The 18,749-nt window shown below is 66.7% G+C and carries 22 protein-coding genes and 1 pseudogene; 11 read left to right on the top strand and 12 right to left on the bottom strand.

Annotation, left to right across the window (positions count from 1 at the left end; translation table 11 throughout):
- The first annotated feature begins 23 nt into the window (after positions 1-23).
- Complete coding sequence (locus AB0280_RS16730) at positions 24-1,703, top strand: GAF domain-containing sensor histidine kinase (RefSeq protein WP_307488625.1); 1,680 nt, start codon at positions 24-26, stop codon at positions 1,701-1,703.
- Positions 1,704-1,778: 75 nt separating this feature from the next.
- Here AB0280_RS16730 and AB0280_RS16725 read toward each other — a convergent pair whose 3' ends face one another.
- The 3 genes from AB0280_RS16725 to AB0280_RS16715 all read right to left on the bottom strand — a co-directional run bounded on the left by AB0280_RS16725 (position 1,779) and on the right by AB0280_RS16715 (position 3,444).
- Positions 1,779-2,465: a response regulator transcription factor gene (locus tag AB0280_RS16725; protein ID WP_366367906.1), complete on the bottom strand. Its 687-nt coding sequence runs from the start codon at positions 2,463-2,465 to the stop codon at positions 1,779-1,781.
- 91 nt (positions 2,466-2,556) lie between these two features.
- A complete protein-coding gene (locus tag AB0280_RS16720; RefSeq protein WP_307488624.1) occupies positions 2,557-2,871 on the bottom strand; it encodes a hypothetical protein in 315 nt (104 codons plus the stop codon).
- Positions 2,872-2,904: 33 nt separating this feature from the next.
- On the bottom strand, positions 2,905-3,444 hold the full coding sequence (locus AB0280_RS16715) for a hypothetical protein (protein WP_275180477.1): 540 nt from the start codon (positions 3,442-3,444) through the stop codon (positions 2,905-2,907).
- Positions 3,445-3,763: 319 nt separating this feature from the next.
- Between AB0280_RS16715 and AB0280_RS16710 the strand changes: the two genes are divergently transcribed.
- Positions 3,764-4,465, top strand: coding sequence for a hypothetical protein (locus AB0280_RS16710; protein WP_307488623.1), 702 nt, complete (start codon positions 3,764-3,766; stop codon positions 4,463-4,465).
- Here AB0280_RS16710 and AB0280_RS16705 read toward each other — a convergent pair.
- From AB0280_RS16705 to AB0280_RS16690, 4 genes and pseudogenes are all read right to left on the bottom strand, one after another.
- Positions 4,392-4,784 carry a hypothetical protein gene (locus tag AB0280_RS16705; protein WP_307488622.1) on the bottom strand — a complete coding sequence of 131 codons (393 nt, stop codon included), beginning with the start codon at positions 4,782-4,784 and terminating at the stop codon, positions 4,392-4,394. The two genes, AB0280_RS16710 and AB0280_RS16705, sit on opposite strands and share 74 nt — an antisense overlap.
- A gap of 41 nt (positions 4,785-4,825) precedes the next feature.
- Positions 4,826-5,092, bottom strand: a pseudogene (locus AB0280_RS16700) (tellurite resistance/C4-dicarboxylate transporter family protein); the annotation flags it as partial.
- A 78-nt stretch (positions 5,093-5,170) separates the two neighbouring features.
- Complete coding sequence (locus AB0280_RS16695) at positions 5,171-5,935, bottom strand: alpha/beta fold hydrolase (protein WP_307488621.1); 765 nt, start codon at positions 5,933-5,935, stop codon at positions 5,171-5,173.
- A 41-nt stretch (positions 5,936-5,976) separates the two neighbouring features.
- On the bottom strand, positions 5,977-6,387 hold the full coding sequence (locus AB0280_RS16690) for a TfoX/Sxy family protein (protein WP_307488620.1): 411 nt from the start codon (positions 6,385-6,387) through the stop codon (positions 5,977-5,979).
- Positions 6,388-6,623: 236 nt separating this feature from the next.
- On the opposite strand from AB0280_RS16690, the gene AB0280_RS16685 reads away from it, so the two are divergent.
- From AB0280_RS16685 to AB0280_RS16660, 6 genes are all read left to right on the top strand, one after another.
- The gene (locus tag AB0280_RS16685; protein WP_366367902.1) at positions 6,624-7,109 is read left to right on the top strand and encodes a hypothetical protein; all 486 of its coding nucleotides are present in this window, start codon (positions 6,624-6,626) and stop codon (positions 7,107-7,109) included.
- Between the two features lie 10 nt (positions 7,110-7,119).
- Complete coding sequence (locus AB0280_RS16680; protein WP_366367901.1) at positions 7,120-8,346, top strand: NRAMP family divalent metal transporter; 1,227 nt, start codon at positions 7,120-7,122, stop codon at positions 8,344-8,346.
- Complete coding sequence (locus AB0280_RS16675; protein ID WP_224025375.1) at positions 8,343-8,753, top strand: hypothetical protein; 411 nt, start codon at positions 8,343-8,345, stop codon at positions 8,751-8,753. Before AB0280_RS16680 ends, AB0280_RS16675 begins: the two co-directional genes overlap by 4 nt.
- On the top strand, positions 8,740-9,087 hold the full coding sequence (locus AB0280_RS16670; RefSeq protein ID WP_366367899.1) for a PRC-barrel domain-containing protein: 348 nt from the start codon (positions 8,740-8,742) through the stop codon (positions 9,085-9,087). The genes AB0280_RS16675 and AB0280_RS16670 overlap by 14 nt, the downstream gene beginning before the upstream one ends.
- A 203-nt stretch (positions 9,088-9,290) precedes the next feature.
- Positions 9,291-9,494, top strand: coding sequence for a cold-shock protein (locus AB0280_RS16665; protein ID WP_015936345.1), 204 nt, complete (start codon positions 9,291-9,293; stop codon positions 9,492-9,494).
- A 408-nt stretch (positions 9,495-9,902) separates the two neighbouring features.
- Entirely contained in the window at positions 9,903-10,856 is a 954-nt protein-coding gene (locus AB0280_RS16660) for a plastocyanin/azurin family copper-binding protein (protein WP_366367898.1), read from the top strand.
- Positions 10,857-10,921: 65 nt separating this feature from the next.
- Here the strand turns inward: AB0280_RS16660 and AB0280_RS16655 are convergent, their stop codons facing one another.
- Complete coding sequence (locus AB0280_RS16655; protein WP_159632624.1) at positions 10,922-11,656, bottom strand: FadR/GntR family transcriptional regulator; 735 nt, start codon at positions 11,654-11,656, stop codon at positions 10,922-10,924.
- Positions 11,657-11,846: 190 nt separating this feature from the next.
- Here AB0280_RS16655 and AB0280_RS16650 point away from each other — a divergent pair, with 190 nt between their 5' ends.
- The 3 genes from AB0280_RS16650 to AB0280_RS16640 all read left to right on the top strand — a co-directional run bounded on the left by AB0280_RS16650 (position 11,847) and on the right by AB0280_RS16640 (position 14,776).
- Complete coding sequence (locus tag AB0280_RS16650) at positions 11,847-12,392, top strand: gluconokinase (RefSeq protein ID WP_366367897.1); 546 nt, start codon at positions 11,847-11,849, stop codon at positions 12,390-12,392.
- A gap of 36 nt (positions 12,393-12,428) precedes the next feature.
- A complete protein-coding gene (locus tag AB0280_RS16645; protein ID WP_366367896.1) occupies positions 12,429-13,832 on the top strand; it encodes a GntP family permease in 1,404 nt (467 codons plus the stop codon).
- Between the two features lie 116 nt (positions 13,833-13,948).
- Entirely contained in the window at positions 13,949-14,776 is an 828-nt protein-coding gene (locus AB0280_RS16640) for an SDR family NAD(P)-dependent oxidoreductase (RefSeq protein ID WP_366367895.1), read from the top strand.
- A 120-nt stretch (positions 14,777-14,896) separates the two neighbouring features.
- On the opposite strand, the gene AB0280_RS16635 is transcribed toward AB0280_RS16640, so the two are convergent.
- The 4 genes from AB0280_RS16635 to AB0280_RS16620 form a co-directional block, all read right to left on the bottom strand.
- Positions 14,897-15,286 (bottom strand): hypothetical protein, encoded by a 390-nt coding sequence (locus AB0280_RS16635; protein ID WP_366367893.1) that lies wholly within the window; start codon positions 15,284-15,286, stop codon positions 14,897-14,899.
- Positions 15,287-15,633: 347 nt separating this feature from the next.
- A complete protein-coding gene (locus AB0280_RS16630) occupies positions 15,634-17,334 on the bottom strand; it encodes a phospholipase C (RefSeq protein ID WP_366367892.1) in 1,701 nt (566 codons plus the stop codon).
- Positions 17,335-17,406: 72 nt separating this feature from the next.
- Positions 17,407-18,426: a DUF6454 family protein gene (locus AB0280_RS16625; protein WP_366367890.1), complete on the bottom strand. Its 1,020-nt coding sequence runs from the start codon at positions 18,424-18,426 to the stop codon at positions 17,407-17,409.
- A 140-nt stretch (positions 18,427-18,566) separates the two neighbouring features.
- A partial coding sequence (locus AB0280_RS16620) for an integrase core domain-containing protein (RefSeq protein WP_366367888.1) occupies positions 18,567-18,749 on the bottom strand: 183 nt, incomplete at its 5' end.

The following is an 18,749-nucleotide window of genomic DNA, read 5'->3' as shown; positions in this document are numbered from 1 at the left end:
GTTCTATTTCGGAGCGTTTTTACATGTGGCGTGAACCAATTAGGCGGCGGACCCGGGAACTCCTGCGGGAGTTTGTAGAGCGGGCGGATGATCTTGTCCGGGCACAGGAACATGTCGAGGGGCTGCTCGGCGCAGTGGTCTCCATGACAGAGGACCTGAGCCTGGAAGCAGTACTGGACCGGCTGGTGCAGTCGGCGTGCGAACTGGTGGGGGCACGGTACGGGGCCCTGGGCGTCATCGGCGACGACCAGCAGCTCAGCCACTTCATCACCGTGGGCATCGATGAAGAGGGTGCCCGGGTCATCGGCGACCTGCCCACCGGCCATGGCGTGCTTGGCGAGCTGATCCGGGAACCCAAGCCGTTGCGGCTCCACGATTTGGGCGAGCATCCAATAGCGGTGGGGTTTCCTTCCAACCATCCGCCCATGAGCACCTTCCTGGGCGTCCCGGTCCGGGTCCGGAACGAGGTCTTCGGGAACCTGTACCTGACGGAGAAGATCGGCGACCAGGATTTCACCGGTGAGGACGAGGACCTCGCTGTCGCCCTGGCGGCGGCCGCCGGGGTGGCCATCCAGAACGCGAAGTTGTTTGATGACACCAGGCGTCGCCAGCGCTGGCTGGAAGCGGGCATGGAAGTCAGTGACCGCCTCAAGGACCAGCCACGCTCCGACACGGAGAACCTGGACATGATCGCTGAACGCGCCCTAAACGCCTCGGCTTCCGTCCTGGCCCTGATCGCCTCAGTGGGGCCGGACGGAATCATCAGGTGCCGGACCTCGGTGGGTGCCCAGTCGATGCCCGGCGGCCAGGAAATGCCTGCTGCCGCCGTCCTGTCCGAAGTCCTGGAAACGGGGGAGTCCAAGGTCCTGGCCGACCCGCTCCTGGTGTTCGATCCGACGTCGGCCGAGAAGCTGGGGCCGGTCCTGGTGGCTGCCCTGGGCAGCAACAGCGACGGCCACCGCGACAGCGTCCTGGTCCTGGCCAGGGCTGTTGGCGGAGCACGGTATACGGAAGTGGACGTTGAGCAAAGCGCCGTATTTGCGTCCCGGATAGGCCTGACGCTGGACCTGCTCAAGGCGAACCAGCTGCGGGAAGAGCACGCCCTGTTCATTGACCGGGAACGGATTGCGGCGGACCTGCACGACCTGGTGATCCAGCGGCTCTTCGCTGCCGGACTAAGCATCCAGGGCCTGCGGCGCTACACCGCGGATCCGCCTGCCCACGAGCGGCGCATTGCCGGGATCACAGCAGAACTGGACGACTGCATCCATCAGCTCCGGGACACCATCTACTCCCTGCAGGCCCGGGAGCCCGATAAGGAACTACTGAGCGGACGCGTGTTGCGCGCTGTCCAGGAGGCCGCAAACGCTTCCGGTTTCCTCCCCCGGATCCAGTTTTCCGGGCCGGTGGACGATGCGGTCGACGACGACGTCGCCGCACAGTTGCTGCCGGTACTCCACGAAAGCGTCAGCAACGCCGTCAGGCATTCGGGATCAGAGGACATCGCCATCCTGCTCGCCGTCCAGGATGGCGACGTGGTCCTCACAGTCCGGGATACCGGGCGCGGATTCAACGATCCACAGCGGATCAGCGGGTTGACCAACATGAAGAACCGGGCCACCCGTCTGGGCGGGGAATGCATCATCGACAGCGTCCCGGGCAAGGGCACGAGTGTGACATGGAGGGCGCCCGCTGCCGGCTGAGCGGGTTACTGGACCGTGGCCGGCTCAAAATGGTGCCTGCTCACGATGGTTCCGGGGTGGCGGTCAGGGGGGCGGTCAGTGCAGCAGCTCCCACGCTCGGGGGATGGGAGCGGGAATCAGGTGGCCCCGCCGCCGGAAGCCCAGTTTATGGAGCACGGAAGACACGTGGGTGGCCACGGCGGCGTCCGGCAGCACCATCTCCTGCCCGATCTGGGGGTTGGTCAGTCCGCGGGCCATGAGGGCGAGTACATTCCGTTCCGTCCGCGTCATGGCCTTCAGCCAGGGGGCCGAAGCGGTGGCGTACAGGCTCTCGGCCACGCGCTCCCTGACGCCGGGGCCGATGGGGGAAATGCCGGCGGCGGTGCTGCGGATGCAGTCGATCAACGCATCGCTGTCTCCGATTCGCTTGAGCACGTAGCCAGAAGCGCCCGCCAGGACCGCTGCCCGTACGGCGTGCTGTTCGTCCCAGCCGGTAAGGATCAGGCAACGCACCTCAGGAGCGGTGGAGCGCAGGTCGCGGCACACCTCGATGCCCGTGCCGTCCGGGAGCCTGTCATCCAGCACCACGATGTCCGGCTGCAGGACGTGGATCAGGCGCCGGGCTTCTGCAGCGGATCCGCTTTCGCCAACTACATCGAAGCCAAAGTGTTCGAGCAGGTCGCCAAGGCCTTTCCGGACCATTTCATGGTCAGTGAGGATGAAGACCCGGAGGGGCAGGATGGCGGACCAAGACTCGTCGGGGGGGGCTGCAGGTGTATTCATGAAGACGCTCTCATCAACTCGATGCCCTCCCCGGCTGCCCTTTCCCCTGCAGCCGCCCCTCCGGGAGGAACTTCATTAAATTATCGGGCACTTAGGGCCAGTCAATTCCCAGCGCCGTCCCGGACGAAGCCGGAACATCCCGGGGGACGCTGCAGACGGCGCAGATGGTGCTGTGCTCGGGCCCCGCTACCCATTCATGGGACTCCTCCAGCCGGTATTCATACCGCCCCCCGAGCTTCTGGAGCCGGTTCAGGGCCACGCTGGCAGTTTCCCACGAACCCCAGCGGCCCACCACCCCGCCGCTGTCCTTGGAAATGACATTGCAGCCGCCGTGCCCCAGCTCGGCGGCGTGGTCCAGGCCTCCTGGCGGTTCGTTGCCGGCGTGTACGGCCTTGTACTCGTCCATGGTTGCCAATGTTCCGTACCTCCCTGCCCAGGCTCAGGCGGCGTGCTGCTGCGGTCGGGTGAGGAAAACCTCCAGCGACTGAAGCGTGGCGACTGCGTCCTGGAAGGCGGGGTTGCGGTGCGGATGCAGCCGGTGCAGCAAGCCTCCGTTGTATTGGAGGCGGCGGCGTGCGGTGCTGACGGCGCGGACAGCGTGGTGGGGATCTTCAGGACGGCGCGGCAGGACGCTGTTCAGGCACTGGATCGAAGCAAGGGCGACGGCCAGGACGTTGGCATCCATTTGCTGGCCCGCGGCACGGTGCTGCCGCAGCTGGACGGCGAAACCGTCCCAGATCTCCCGTGCGGCCGCCCGGGCCACCTCGGTCCTGGCCCCGTTAGCGGAGAGTCCCCGGTCCAGGAACTCCTTGTACAGGGCGTCGAACCGGCCGGCCTGCTCTTCGGCCTTCTCCGTAGCGTCACGGTCCGGAGCAGATGCCGGGACGAAATTGGACGGGTGGAGGAGCATCGCCCGCCGGCGCGCGGCGTCCGCCTGCGACAGGGGAGCGGGACGGAAGGTGAGGATGTCAGCGGACATGTCGGCCCTTTCAAAATCCAGCCAGCTGGGTGCGGCTGCACGCCGGCGGGCATCCTTGACGGTGCCTCCGGCGGAAAGTCACTGGGGGTTTCACGGTGGAAAGCCGCTCCGGCCTCGCAATGTGAGGACCCGGACGGTGCCTTTACAAGGATGCCAATCCTCCCGGGCCCGCTATAGGGCTGAAGGTCCCGTCCTGGACGCGGGCCACCGGCGGTCACCGGGGCCGGGGGCTTTGTGCCCTGTTTCAGGCTCCGGGGCCGCCCTAGCCTGAAACAAACAGGGCGGTGTAAGGCCGCCTGCCGGATCCGGGAGGTACACGGTGAAATCGGCAAACGCAAGCATCATCGCAGGCGTGATCCTCATTGCCCTGGGCGGCCTGTTGCTCCTGGACCGGCTGGGCGTCATGGACACTGCTGCGTTCGTGGCGCCGCTGATTTTCGCGGCCGTGGGGGTGTTGTTCCTGTCCCTGTTCATCCGGCGCCGGGAGAACTGGTGGGCGGCCATCCCCGGGTCCGTGTTCCTGGGCCTGGCAGCTGTTGTCATCGCCACCGAGCTCACCGGAGGCGCCTGGGGCGCGGCCTTCCTGTTCCTCTTCATGGGTGCCGGGTTCGGGGCCGTGTTCGTGCGGGAACCGGGCAATTGGTGGGCGCTGATACCTTCCGGCGTCATGTTCACGCTGGCGGTCATCGTGGCCCTCCCGCAGGAACTGCAGGGTACGCCCACTGCAGCCGTCCTCTTCCTGGGCCTGGCGGCCACCTTCGGCGTGCTTTCCCTGGTCCCGGTCCGCGTTGATGAGGCCGGCAACCGCAGGGAACGGATGAAATGGCCGTTGATTCCAGCGGGCATCCTTGCCGTCATGGGCCTGATCTTCGTGCTGCAGGCCATGGCCGTGCTGATCCCGGTGGATTTCGCCTTCCCTGCAGTAATGATCGTGGCCGGCATCGCCCTCATGGTCTACGCCTACCTTGCCCACCGCGACGGCCGCCAGAGGGCCCACGGTCCCGGCCCGCGGGCAGGCTGACCCGGCACGCTGCGACCGCCAGCCACAGTTCGTCCCGGCCGATGGCTGCCACCAGGGGCAACTGGTCGGCGCGGCCCAGGTAGATCCCGGCTACGGCGTACATGCCGAGGGGGAAGATCACGCTCCACAGGCCCGGCTCGTAGGACAACGGCACGCGGTGGAGCACGTGGCGCCACCCGCCGGCGGCGAGGAGCACCGGGAAGAGCCACGGGGCGAAGGACCAGAACACCACGGAGGCGCCGGCCACCAGCCCGCGCGTTGCATCCACCATGGGCGCGCCTGCCATCTCCACGATCCGTGCGCCAATTCCAGTGTCCACGGCACGACGTAGCCGAGCACCACCCACGCGAGCACTGCGACCGCAAGCAGCACCGCCGTCGCGCCCTGCCATCCCGCCATGCCAAGGCGCGTCCCCAGCACGTTTGTTCCGGCGATGAACGTGAAGAATCCGAACGCCCGCCCGGGATCCATGAAGTCGCTGCGCATGTCGGCGGCGAACCTGGCCAGGCGGAACAGGCTGGGGACAAGAATCAGGAGGTAGGAGAGGGCGCACACCACCAGCAGCGCCATGGACAGTGCGTGGAAGCCCTCAAGCACGGGCCCCACGGAGATGATGCCGCTGGCCATGGTGAGCGCGAAGTAGCCGGGGGTGAGCGTCCGTCCGCGGGGCTCCGCAGAAACAGAGGAAAAAGTCCCAGCCGCCCGCTACGACGCTGCCTGTGCCCGTGCCCAGTGCGCCCCCAGCAGCGCGGCAACCCGCTCCGGCTCCGCACGGTGCGGCGGGTCGAAATGGTGCCGGCCGGGAAATACCTCCAGCCGGAAATCAGGGAAGACGCGGGACAGGCGCCCAGCGTTGTCCCCCTGCTCATCCGGGCTGCTCATGCCGCCCAGCACAAAGAGCACCGGCTTTCCGAAGGCCGCCAGCCGGCCGCGGTCCAGTTCGTAGGTGTTGAACGCATGCAGGAAGGCGCTGATCCCGGCCGGGCGCTTGGCCATCCACGGCGGCGGGGGACCCGGCGGCGGAGGCGGCAGGACGGCGTCGGGCTTCACCTGCAGCCTCATGAAGGCGGCCATGAATTCCTCCTGCGGCAGGTCGCGCAGTTCTCCGTACCGGTGCCACAGCCGGGTGTGCTCCGGGCTCCAGTCCCAGGTGCCTGCCCAGGCCGGTTCAAGCAGGGCCAGGCTCAGCAGCCGTTCCGGGTGCCGGGCCGTGAGCGCCAGTGCCGCTGCGCCACCACCGGAATACCCCAGCAGGTGGAAGGTATCCCAGCCGCGGGCGTCCGCCTCGCGGAGCACGCCGTCCGCTTCGGTGTCCAGGCTCCAGCCGGGCGGGGGAGCGTCGCCCGCGTAGAGCTCAAGGTCCTTGGCCACGGCATCAACCGTGCCACCCAGTGCCGCCAGCAGCGCGCCGTATGCGGGGCCGGCGGGGAGGACGCTGCCGGGCAGGAGGATGACCCGGAACGGTTCCATGGCTGGGGCTCCTTCCGACGGTACGCCAGGGGCGGACACGGTTACTTCGCCGCCGCTCCGCGTGCCCCGGCTTTGGTGGCCCGGGCCTTGGGCTCCTTGGCTTCCTTGGGCGGCAGGGTGGCGACGTAAGCCAGCGCCTTTTCGGCCCATGCCCGCGCCCGGGTGTCGTCGCCGTCGCCCTCTTCATTCCACACTTCCGGCAGTCCGGTGTAGCCACCCATGGGCCTGTCCGCCGGCCCGAACGGGACGGTCCGTTCGGATGACTCCAGCAGCTCCGCGTCCTCCCGGGAGAGCTTCACCCCGATGGTGGACCCGAACAGCCCGGCGAACATGTTGCCGTTGATGAACGCGCCGAGATTGCCGAACATCGGCTTCACCACAACTCCGGGATGGCTGGGGACCACACGGCGGAACCGCTCTTTTTCTTCCTCGGTTGCCTTGGGCATTTCCATGGCGTCACCTCCCGGTGGCAGGGTTTTTCCGCAGGTCTGGATGCAGGATATGCCCATTGGGTGCCGCCGTCGAGGGCTGGCCGCCACCCCTGCGCAGCAGGCAAGAATTCCGCCCCTGAGCAGGTCAAACTTCCCGCGCCGGTGCTATACCTGACCATAGGCAACTACTTTGTGGCTGCCTTGGGAAGGGCGAATTCCGAGGATCCGGGGGCTTCCCCGGAGGGTTGGAGGCGATGGTGCTGACAACTCCAGGGCCGGGCCCCGCCGGACGCAGCACACGGACGGGCCGGAAGCACCTGGGCGGACTGGTCCTCGCCGCGCTCGCCCTGCTCACCGGCTGCAGCGGCGGCACCAGCCAGTCGGTGTCCACGGCCCTCAAAGACAGTTCCTCCGCCGTCGCCACCGCCCGCATCGCACTCCGGCAGGACATGGACGGCAAACTGACCCGTGCCGCAACCTCCACCACGCTTGATGATGAGCTGAAGGAGATCCAGACCAGCCGGAGCACCGTCCTGAAGCTCTCCCCGGCCACGCAGGAGGAGCGCGAAACCCAGAAGCAGGCGCTGGATGTGCTGGACCAGTGCGCCGCCGGCTTTGCCACGGCACGCGCCGCGTTGGCAGCGAACGACGCCGGCGCCCCCTCCGTGTCCGACGGGGACAAGGCGCTCGCCGGCGCGCAGGACGCCCTCAAACAGCTCGAAGGCAAGGTGGGGTCCCCATGAAGGCTGAACCGTGAAGCGGCTCCTCGGCGTCGCGCTCGGGATCCTCACCGCCATCGGCGGGTTTGTGGACATCGGGGACCTGGTGACCAACGCCGTCGTCGGATCCCGCTTTGGCCTGTCCCTGGTGTGGGTGGTGGCTGTGGGCGTGGTGGGGATCTGCCTGTTCGCCAACATGTCCGGCCGGGTGGCTGCGGCCTCGGGCCGGGCTACCTTTGAGGTGATCCGCGAACGGCTGGGCGCGCGGGCCGGGCTGGCCAACCTCGCGGCCTCCTTCCTCATCAACCTGATGACCGTGACGGCCGAGATCGGCGGCGTTGCCCTGGCCCTGCAGCTGGCCAGCAGCGTGTACTACCTGCTGTGGATTCCCGTGGCGGCGCTGGCCGTGTGGCTGGTGGTCTGGCGGGTCAGGTTCACCATCATGGAGAACGTCACGGGCCTGCTGGGGCTGACCCTGATCATCTTTGCGGTGGCACTGTTCCTGCTGAAGCCGGACTGGGGCATGCTGGCCGGGCAGCTGGCGCCCGCTGTGCCGGAACAGGAAACGGTGTGGACGTACAGCTACTACGCCATCGCCCTGTTCGGCGCGGCCATGACCCCGTATGAGGTGTTCTTCTTCTCCTCAGGCGCCGTGGAGGAGGGGTGGACGGTAAAGGACCTGCTCCAGGAGCGGATCAACGTCCTGGTGGGATTCCCGCTGGGCGGCCTGCTGTCCGTCTCCATCGCCGCGTGCGCCGCCGTCGTCCTGCTCCCGGCCGGCATCTCGGTGACCTCGCTGTCCCAGGTGGTCCTGCCCGTCGCGGAGGGCGCCGGGAAGATCGGGTTGGCGCTGGTCCTGGTGGGGATCGTGGCGGCGACGTTCGGTGCGGCGCTGGAAACCACGCTCTCCAGCGGCTACACGCTGGCCCAGTTCTTTGGCTGGTCCTGGGGCAAGTTCCGCCGGCCCGCGGAGGCCGCCCGCTTCCACCTGGCCATGATCGTCTGTCTGCTGGTGGGCATCGCGGTCCTGGCTACCGGCGTGGATCCGGTCCTGGTGACCGAATACTCGGTGGTGTTCTCGGCGATCGCCCTGCCCCTGACCTACCTGCCCATCCTCATCGTGGCCAACGACCCCCAGTACATGCGCGAGCATGTCAACGGGCGGGTGGTCAATGTCCTGGGCATGGTCTACCTGGTGATCATCCTGGTGGCCTCCATCGCCGCCATCCCCCTCATGATCGTGACAGGAGCCGGCTCATGACATCCTCGCCCGACCCGCTGCTTCCCGCCCCGCAGGTGGCCGGGCGCGTCCTGGACGCCCAGTTGCACCTGCTGGACCGGCAGGTTCTGGATCACGACGGCGTCCCGGTCACCACCGTCGACGACCTCGAGTTGAGCGGGCCCGCGGTGGACGTGGAGATTGAGCCGGGGGCCGCGGCGCCGGTCGTCACTGCATTGCTGACGGGGGCGGTGCTGGGGACGCGCATCTTTGGCGGCAGGCCGCCGTCGTCCCGGCTGATCCGCATCCCATGGAAGGACGTGGCCGAGGTGGGCGTGGTGCTGCGGCTTGGCATCAGCGGGGAGTCGCTGGACGCGGGCTGGGTGGAGCGGTGGGTCCGGGACAAGATCATTGCGCGCATTCCGGGAGGCCGCCATGATCCTCGGTGACCTGCTGGGCACCCCCGTCCATGATGCCGACGGCGGGAGGCTGGGCCGGGTGGCAGACGTCCGGTTCGTCCTGGACGGCACCCCGCACCAGCTGATGGCGGAGCCGCGCGTGCTGGGGCTGGTCATCGGCCCGCACAGCACGGCCTCCTTCATGGGCTACGACCGGAACGGCCTCACGCGGCCCCGGCTGGTGGCCAGGATCCTCCGCTGGCGGCACCGCGGGTCCTTCCTGGTGCTGTGGGAGGACATCGCCATGGTGGGCCCGCGCTCGGTCCGGCTCCGCCCCGGGTTCACCCGCTACAGCGCGGCGCTGCAGCAGACTGCGAACGGATAGGGCGGAGTTGAAGAGACCCGCAATTAGGCCTGCGGCGGATCTCCTGTAGTGTTGACCCTGTTGTTGTGTTTATGCAGTTGGTAGTTCAGGCAGTACGCACGGTCGAAAGTCCGTGTTCTTCTGAAGTAGCGGTTTTTGAACACCCCACGCCGGAGGGCCCGAAAGTCGGGACGTTCCCTCCACCTTCACGAAGGACAAAAATAATGGCTACTGGTACCGTCAAATGGTTTAACGCTGAAAAGGGCTTCGGCTTCATCTCCCCGGACGACTCCTCGCAGGACGTTTTCGCGCACTACTCCGCGATCAACTCCTCCGGCTTCCGCTCCCTCGAAGAGAACCAGAAGGTTTCCTTCGACACCGAGCAGGGCCCCAAGGGTCCCCAGGCCACCAACATCCAGGCTCTCTAATTTCCTAGGGATCCGGGACCGTTAGGTTTCAAAAGCAGGGCTTGCCGTTTCACGGCAAGCCCTGCTTTTTTGTTAACCCGCGCCTTTCGTGGTCCGCTCCCAGGCCCTCGGTTTTTCCTCCTCGACAAAGTTCAGTTGAAGGAGCAATCTATTAGGTGCGTACGTACGCAGCGTGCCAACCCCACGCCCACGGCGGCGTTTGGAAAACTCCAACCAGCGCGGCACCAGTTGGGGTGGTGCATGTCCGGCACGATGCTCGGCCGGCCCGGCTGCCTGCGCTCCCCGGCATCGGCAGCCGGCACTTTCACTCCGATAATCAGTGGCCGGTTCGGCCCCATGAGCAGTGACTTGAATCGGCCATAGCTGTACACCGGCTGATGGCCGGTTGCCGTTCAAGGAAGCATTGCTATGAAGAGTAGTCGGGGAAGCAATTCCAGATTCAAGATACTGGCGTTTATCGTTGCCTTCGCTGTTTCGCTGCTGGCCTCAATGGCTGCAGCGGGTCCCGCCTCGGCGGGCCAGCCGGGCCACCGGACGTGGGAGGTCCAGGTGGGCTCTGAGTCCCGCAACCAGGCAATCCAGGGCATGCAGTTCCTCCCCTCCGAGATTTTCATCAACGAGCAGGACACCATCACATGGGAGGCCAACTCCGCGGAGATCCACACAGTGACGTTCCTGGCATCGGGACAGCCGCTGCAGCCGTTCAACCCGTTCAACAACGATGAGCTGTTGAAGCGCGGAGGGGATAGCTACGACGGGCATTCGTATTACAACTCGGGCCTCCTGGCCAACGTTGACGTGCCCGGCTTCCCGGACGCCAGGAGTTACAGCCTGTCGTTCCCGCGCGAAGGCGATTTCACCTACTACTGCCTGGTTCACGGCGCCGTGATGAAGGGGACGGTGCACGTCCGCGAGCAGGGGACTGACTATCCGTACAGCCAGGCCGATTACGACAAGTCATCGCGGGCCGAGGAGCGGTCCATCCTGCGCGACGGACGCGAGCTCACCGCTGACCTGGCGGACCAGGCCAACAGTCATAGGGTGATCGCAGGCGGTGACGACGGCGTTGCGATGGTCATGCGCTTCGTCCGGCCCACCGTGACGGTGCATGTGGGCGATACCGTCGTGTTCGCCAATACCGGCATGGACGCTCCCCATACCGTCACGTTTGGTACCGAACCGGCGAACATTTTCGCCCCGTCCGGCGACCCGACGCATTTCACCGGGGGCAACCTCAACTCGGGAATCATGTGGCCCGGCGCTGAGTTCGCGGTGACCTTCCAGGCACAAGGTACGTTCGAGTACATCTGTGCACTCCATGACTACATGGGCATGGTGGGGAAGGTGAAGGTCGTCGACTGACGCCTGATTCCACGCGGTCCGGTTGGGGCGGTTGCCCCGGCCGGACCGTTTGCGTGTCCCCGGTGTCAGTGCAGCCCCATCGCCTCTCGCACTTCATCGAGGATGTGGTGCATGGCCCGTTCCGCCACGGCAGTGTCTCCGCCGGCCACGGCAGCCGCCACATCCTCGTGTGCCTGCAGCGCCTCGGCCCGCGGCTTGAACGGCATAAGCCCTTGCCGGGTGCGGCTGGTCAGGACCTCCGCCACCATCCCCTCCAGCGCCCGGAACATTTCGTTGCCGCAGCTGCGCAGCAGCAGTTGGTGGAAGGCGATGTCGGCGGCCAGGAAAGCCTGCAGGTCCCCGGCTTCCCCCAGCCGGCGGAGGTCCCCGGCCAGGGACACCAGCTGTGCGCGTTCGGCGGCGCTGGCCCGGCGTGCGGCGCCGGCGGCGGCAATGGGCTCGACGGCGATGCGGAGCTCGGTCAGGCTGCTGTACTGCAATTCCCGCCGATCCGAGGCCAGCCGCCACCGCACCAGCTTCGGGTCAAAGACATTCCACAATGACGGGTCCTGCACCACGATGCCCACCCGCCGCCGGGAGTAGACCAAATTCATGGACTCCAGGACTTTCATGGTGTCCCGCGCGACGGTGCGCGAGATCCCGTAGTCCTGCTGCAGCCCTTCAAGGGTCAGCCTGCTTCCCGGCGCGAGGCGCCCGGAGGCGACAGCGACTCCCACCGCCTCAAGCACCCGTTCGTGCATGGCCGGGGAGGACCCGCCGTCGTGCATCTCATCGCCATCCTGGACTGTCGCCGTCGACATTCTCTCCCCGTTCGCTCACGCGCCGCTGCGCCCTCCAAGAATAGCGGGAATTGGGCCAAAGGTATGACTTGTGACACGAATAGATAGCATCTTTCAGGAGGAAAGGTGATACCTTATCGCTTGGCCCGTTGCAGGCGGGTCCACAACGAGCTTCTTCGAAAGCCAAAGACGTCTTCTCCGGAGGTATGACATGCAGTATCCAGCCACGCACCTTGTGGTCATGGGCGTTGCCGGTTCCGGCAAATCCACCCTGGCCGCGGCCCTTTCCCGTCAATTGGGCTGGGCATGCGCCGAAGCGGACGAATTCCATCCCGCCGCAAACATCGCCAAGATGAGCCAGGGCATCCCCCTGCAGGACGAAGACCGCTGGCCGTGGCTGGAGGAGATCCGTGACTGGATGACCGCCCAGGCTGCCGCCGGCAAGAGCACGGTCCTGACCTGCTCCGCGCTCAAGCGGGGATACCGGGACCTGCTGTCCGGCGCCCAGGGCCGCGTGGTCTTCCTCCACCTTGACGGCGGGGCGGACCTGATCAGCCAGCGCATGCAGGGCCGGGAAGGGCACTTCATGCCGCCCACGCTGCTGCCCAGCCAGCTGGCCACCCTGGAGCCTCTCACCCCGGAAGAGATCGCCGCCGGCAGCCTCCGCCTCGACATCTCGCACTCACCCGAAGAGCTGGTCGCCGCCGTCGTACAGGCCCTCAACCTCCCCACCGGCCAGGCGCCCGGCGCGTCCTGACCCCCCAAATCCCCAACCCTGTTTCAAAGGAGAACCATGACCATCGAAGGATGGACCCAGACGATGGGCGCAGGTCCACTGCTGCTCATCGCCGCGGCGGCAATTCTCGTGCTGCTGTTCCTGATCATCCGGCTGCGGATGCACGCCCTGATCGCCCTGATCCTCATCAGCCTCGCCACGGCCTTCGCCACGGGAATCCCCGCCAACAAGGTGGTTCCCGTCCTGGTGGACGGCTTCGGCACCACCCTGGGAACCGTGGCCCTGCTGGTGGGCCTGGGCGCGATGCTCGGCCGGATCGTGGAAACCAGCGGCGGCGCCAAGGTCCTGGCCGATTACCTGATCGGCATCTTCGGTGAAAAACGCGCCCCGTTCGCACTGGGCCTGGCCTCACTGATCTTCGGCTTCCCCATCTTCTTCGACGCCGGCCTGGTGGTCATGCTGCCCGTGGTCTTCGCCGTCGCCCACCGCCTGGGCGGGGGAGTGCTCCGCTACGGCCTGCCAGCCGCCGGTGCCTTCTCGGTGATGCACATCTTCCTGCCGCCGCACCCGGGCCCGGTCTCCGCTGCGGCCTTCTTCGACGCGAACATCGGCCTGGTGCTCATCGCAGGCCTCATCACCGCCATCCCCACCTGGTACGTCACCGCCTACCTCTACGGCCTGTACACGGGCAAGAAGCTGGTCCTCCCCGTCCCCGAAATCCTGGGCCACGCCAGCGCCGACGCCGAGGCGCACCCTCCCCGGTTCCGCACCATCATCGGGCTACTGCTCCTGCCGTTGGTGCTGATCTTCCTCAACACCGGCCTGAACACCCTGGCGTCCTCCGGTGCGCTGGATGACTCCGTCAAGAAGGAACAGTGGTTCCAGGTCCTGCGCACCATCGGTGAAACCCCGGTGGCCCTGCTGATCGCAGTGCTCGCGGCGCTGTTCGTGCTGGGCACCCGCCGGGGCCGCGACGCCGGCGCCCTGGAGAAGCTGCTCGAGTCCTCCCTGGGACCGGTCTGCTCCGTCATCCTTATCACCGGCGCCGGCGGCATGTTCGGCGGCGTCCTGCGCACCTCCGGCATCGGCAAGGCGCTGGCGGACGTGCTGGGCAACGTGGGCATCCCGCTGATCCTGGCCGGGTTCCTGATCTCCGCCATCCTGCGCATTGCCCAGGGCTCAGCCACCGTCGCGCTGACCACCACCGCCGGCCTGATTGCTCCCGCCGTGGCGGGTGGCGGCCTGAACGGCATGCAGATCGCCGCCATGGTCATCGCCGTGGCTGCCGGATCCGTGGTGGTATCCCACGTCAACGACTCAGGGTTCTGGCTGGTGGGCCGCTTCTTCGGTATGGACGTTAAGACCACCCTGAAGACCTGGACCGTCATGGAAACCCTCATCGGCGTGATGGGCTTCGCCGTCGCCGCCGTCATCTTCCTGGTGGCCGGCGCGGTGGGCTGACACCCTCCTGTCCGGGAGCACGGCGGGGCGGCTGGTGGGAACACCGGCCGCCCCGCCGTCGTTATGCCCCTTGGTGTGCCATGCCGGTGCGCCACCCGCCGACCAAAGGACACCCCTTGACGACTCCCCGCACGATCGTGATCACCGGCGCCAGCGACGGCATTGGAGCGGCAGCCGCAAGGACGCTGGCCCGGACAGGGGACCAGGTGGTCGTCGTCGGCCGTTCCGCCGGCAAGACCCGCGCCCTGGCCGGGGACATCGGCGCCGACCACTACCTGGCCGACTTCGCCGACCTCGCACAGGTCCGTGACCTCGCGGAGAAACTGAAGGCAAACTACCCGCGCATCGATGTCCTGGCCAACAACGCCGGCGGGATCATGGGCAAGCGGACGCTTACCGTGGACGGCAACGAGACGACGTTCCAGGTCAACCACCTGGCACCGTTCCTGCTCACCACCCTCCTGATGGACACGCTCACCGCCAGCGGCGCCAAGGTGATCAACACCTCCAGCGCCGCCAACAACTTCGGCAAGCTGGACCTCTTCGACCTCAACGCCGAGTACGGGTACAGCACCAACCGCGCCTACGGCACGGGCAAGCTCGCCAACATCCTGTTCACCTCCGAGCTGCACCGCCGCTTCCATGACCAGGGGATTACGACGGCGGCATTCCACCCGGGCGTGGTCCGCACCAACTTCGCGGCGGAGTCCGGAAGCCCGTGGCGGCATGCCTACACCACCCTGCTGAACCGCTTCATGCTCAGCCCGGACCAGGGCGCCGACACGATGCTTTGGCTCATCAACGGCACCGCGGGCATGGACTGGATTTCCGGGGCCTACTACGCCAAGCGCGCCCTGGCCAAGGCCAACGCCCAGGCCTACGACGCCGGACTGGCGCGCGGGCTGTGGGAGAAGAGCGAAGAGCTGGTCAAGGCCTTTGCCTGACCGCTGTGTCACTCACAGCCGACACCGTCGTGGTCTGCATCGAGTCCGTAGATGTCGCGACCGATGACCTGGACGGGGCCACGGACGTAAGCCGGCCCGTTGCCGCCTCCACCTGCGCAGTCAACGTCGGAGGCGATGGGAACGCAGCCCGAGTAGTTCGGGTCGCAGCCGGGGTTCGTTCCCGGCACGGGCTGCAGCCTCTGCTGCGGCCTTGTCCGCGGCATCCTTGTCCGCCGCGGCTTTGTCTGCGGCCGCCTTTTCAGCAGCAGCCTTCTCAGCTGCAGCTTTCGCTGCAGCTGCCTGTTCGGCTGCGGCCTTGTCGGCGGCCGCTTTGGCGGCAGCGGCCGCAGCCACTTTGTCGGAGACGCGCTTGGACACTGCGGCCTCCAGCCACACCAGCCTGCCTGACTCGTCCTTGGTGCACACATAGCTGCTTCCGCCGGAGACCTGCCGGGCGTCGATGGCCGTGCACGGGGTGTCCGCAACGGGCTTCGCGGCAGGCGTGGCCATGGCGGATTCGGTCGCGGGGCGGGCAGCAACGGACAGCGAGGCCTGTGGAGCAGCCGGTCAGCAGGAGGAGCACGGCGGCCGCGGCCCCCGCGCGCAATATCGGTTGCCGGGGCCCTGCCGCGGCAGGCGTCCCGTCCCCGCGGTACGCGCGAAAAGGCAAAGAAAAGTGTCGACTGGCAGGCATGTTTCCCCCAATGGCGTGCGCTGGATGCGATGGCACGGCCAGCGTAGCTTCGCGTACTGGCGGAGAACGGATTAAGCGCAAATCTTGAGCCATTCACGGAAAAAGCGCTGCCCGGCTCGTGCCGGGCAGCGCTCCTGCCGTTCTTGCTGTGCGGAGGGTGGGGTTACTGCCCGGCGGGGTGCCCGTTGTGGGTGATCGAGGCAACGGTCCCGGTCTGTTCGTTCAGCAGGACCTTGTCGTTGCGCTCATGATGGAAGTTGAACATTGCGTCCACTGACCCGGCCTTCGCATCAGCCGAGGAGTCGCCGATCTGGCCGGTGTGCCAGTTGTCCTCGATAAAGCGCAGGATGGAGGCCTGGTCGGTTTCGGTGTGGTCCACAAAGTTCTTCTTCGCATACGGGGAGATGACCACCAGCGGCTGGCGGGGGCCGGGTCCGCAGCGGTCGGCGTAGCCGCCGGCCACGGGGACGCCCTTCGCTGCGGCGTCCTGGCACCATGCGGCGTCGTCGGTGCCGGTGGAGGCGTTCTTGGGCTGCGCGGCGGCGTGGTCGTACCAGCCGTCGGAGTCGTCATAGGCGAGGACGACGGCGGTGTTGTCCCAGTTCTTGGACTGCTGGATCTGGTTGACGGTTTTGGCGATGAAGTTCTGCTCGTCAACCGGATCCGAGTAGGCGGCATGGCCGTCCTGGAACATGCCCGCTTTCAGGAAGGAGACGGCTGGCATGTTATCGCTGTCCACCACCTTGCTGAAATCGGTCAGGTCGTACTGGTGGTTGGCCTGGTCGTCGTGTCCGATTTCGGCGTCCGAGGCCGGGGCCAGGTGGTGCGGGTTGGCGGTGGAGGCGTAGTACTGGAAGGGCTGGTGGTGCGGGGAGTAGTCCACCACGGAGGCGCCGGCGGCGTTGGTGTGGCTGGCAAGGCATGATGCCGGGGTGCCATCGGCAGCCGCGGTGGTGGGGGCGAAGCCGCCCTGGAACCAGCCCCAGGACGTGCCCTGGGCGTTGAGCAGGTCGCCAATGTTCCTGCCGGTCATGCCGGCAAGGTTGTTGGTCTTGGCATGGCTGTTGTTGGAGCAGTCATCGTAGACCGGGTCGGGATCGTTGATCACCGTTCCGACGCCGTTTGCGTCGGGCTGCCGGACCGCGCTGCTTCCCGTGGCCGGCGTGGCGACGGGCTGGCCGGCGGCGGTGTATTCCTTGGCGCCGTGGGTCTGGCCCGAAATCAGGTTCAGCGCGCCGGGGGTGGACGGACCGAAGACGGTGCTGAAGTGGTTGTCGCTCATGGCGTAGTTCTGGGCGTAGTTCCAGATGCCGGTGACGGTGTTGCCGTCGTAGTAGTCCATGGTCAGGCCGGGGCGGCCGTACTGGTTGGTGCCGCAGGCGTCGCGGCTGGTGAACTGGACGAACTTGTCCATGAGGCCGCCGTTGTAGGCGTTCTGCTCGGCCTTGTAGCCGTGGTCCTGGTCGCAGGTGACGGCCTGCATCGGGGAGAGCCGCGCGGGCTGGATGGAGTTGGGGTTGTTCGGCGCCAGCAGGCCGGCGTTGGCCAGGGTATTGATGTCCTTGGGTGTGTCGTCCGCCGCCGTGAAGGAGCCGGCGGGGGAGCCTGATCCTTGAAGCGTCTCACCCGGGGTGTTTGCCGCCTTGGGGTAGGTGGCGAAGTAGTGGTCGAATGACACGTTTTCCTGGAAGAGGACCACGACGTGCTTGATGGGCGTCGCCGTGGCGTCCTGGGTGCCGGCGGCCGTGGCCGGGCCGGCGCTGACGCCGACCAGTCCGGCCGAAACTGCCGAAGCAGCCAGGACGGCCGCGCCGGTGGCCGCAGCAACTCTGTTTCTGGTGAATCTCGGTGCCGTAAAAGGCATGGGGTATCCAATCGTTCCTGCTCAGGGGCGCATCTGCCGCCGGACGGGGCAGGTGCAGGGAGGGTTCTGCTGCTACTTGGCGGGGGTGACGTCGGCCTCGTAGGTGAGGATCTCGGTGCCGTTGCCTTCGTCGCCGTTGTCGGGGGCCACCGTCATGCTCAGGTGGTTGCCGTCGGCGGTCATTTTGAACGGGTTGCGGGTGGCCACGTGCCCGGCAGTGGACCACTGCTGGAACGGGACCTCGCGTGTCACCTGATGGGACTTCAGGTCGATCATTGCCATGCCGCCCAGTTCATAGGTGGCCGCTGTCCCGCCGGCGGACGGAGTCTGCGGAAGGTTGGTCACTCCGCCGCAGAGCATCTTCGCATTGGGCACGTACTGGCAGTCCTGGTAGTCAATGAAATAGTTCGGGTTCTCCCAGGCGGCGAGTTCCTTGCCCTGCAGGTCCCATTCGGCGAACCGCCGGGAACCCCAGGTGTTGCCCACGAGGTGGCCGGTCTGCTTGTCCAGGACGATGCCGCCAAAGTGGTCTTTGACTTCAAACTGCTTGTGCACGTCCAGGGTCTGTTCGTCCACCTTGTAGATGATGGCGCTGCTGTCCGGCCGGTACTGGGCTACCGGAACCCACACGTTGGTGCCGTCGAAGTCGATGCCGCCCGGGTGGTACATGTCGCCCTCGCCCAGGATGATGTCCTTTCGCAGGTTGCCGGCCTTGTCCATGACGAACAGGTGGCCGATGCCCTTGCCAGGCGTGCGGTCGTACCCGCCCTGGGGAGTGGGGTACTTGACGGTGGGTTCGAGGATCTGCACGGCCGAGAGGAAGATGTGGTCCTGGCTGTAGGCGATTCCCTCGGTGTGGTACGTGGGGAAGTTCAGCTTCAGCTTGGACGTTTGCTGCCAGGCGGTGTTGCGGGTGACGGAGTCGAACGCGGTGGCCAGGTCAGTGTCCGTGTCGTGGTGGGTTCCGGCTGCGGGACTGGTGCCCTGCGCCGGGACGGTGGCCTGTGCTGCGACGGTTCCGCCGGCCGCGCAGGCGGCAACGATGAGGGAGGCGGCCAGTGTCAGGGCACGCCGGTTCGGTTTGGGGCTCATGGTGGGGGGCCTCTTAAGGTTGGGGTCTCAACAGGAGCTCTCAAGTTACTAATGGGTAATGAACCGGGAATGGCGGCCCGGTTAACGACTGCTGGCGCCCCGCTGACCTGTTGGCGCACGGGGCGGGTCCCTAGCTGTACTCAGTCAGTAGGTTGGTTGCACCTGCTGATGGGTGGTTTGCCTCCGAGGCTGCCGTGGGGCCGGTGGTTGTTGTAGAAGTTTAGCCATGGCTGCAGGGCGTCGACGCGGGCTTGGTTGGATGTGAAGGGTTGGCGGTAGGCCCAGCCTTCTTGGAGGGTGCGGTTGAAGCGTTCTGCTTTGCC

Source organism: Pseudarthrobacter sp. 902506025 (genome assembly GCF_040702325.1).
In the GTDB taxonomy this organism is placed as follows: Bacteria; Actinomycetota; Actinomycetes; order Actinomycetales; family Micrococcaceae; genus Arthrobacter.
Note: the sequence above shows the minus strand (reverse complement) of the source record. Positions and strands in the feature narration are given on the sequence as shown.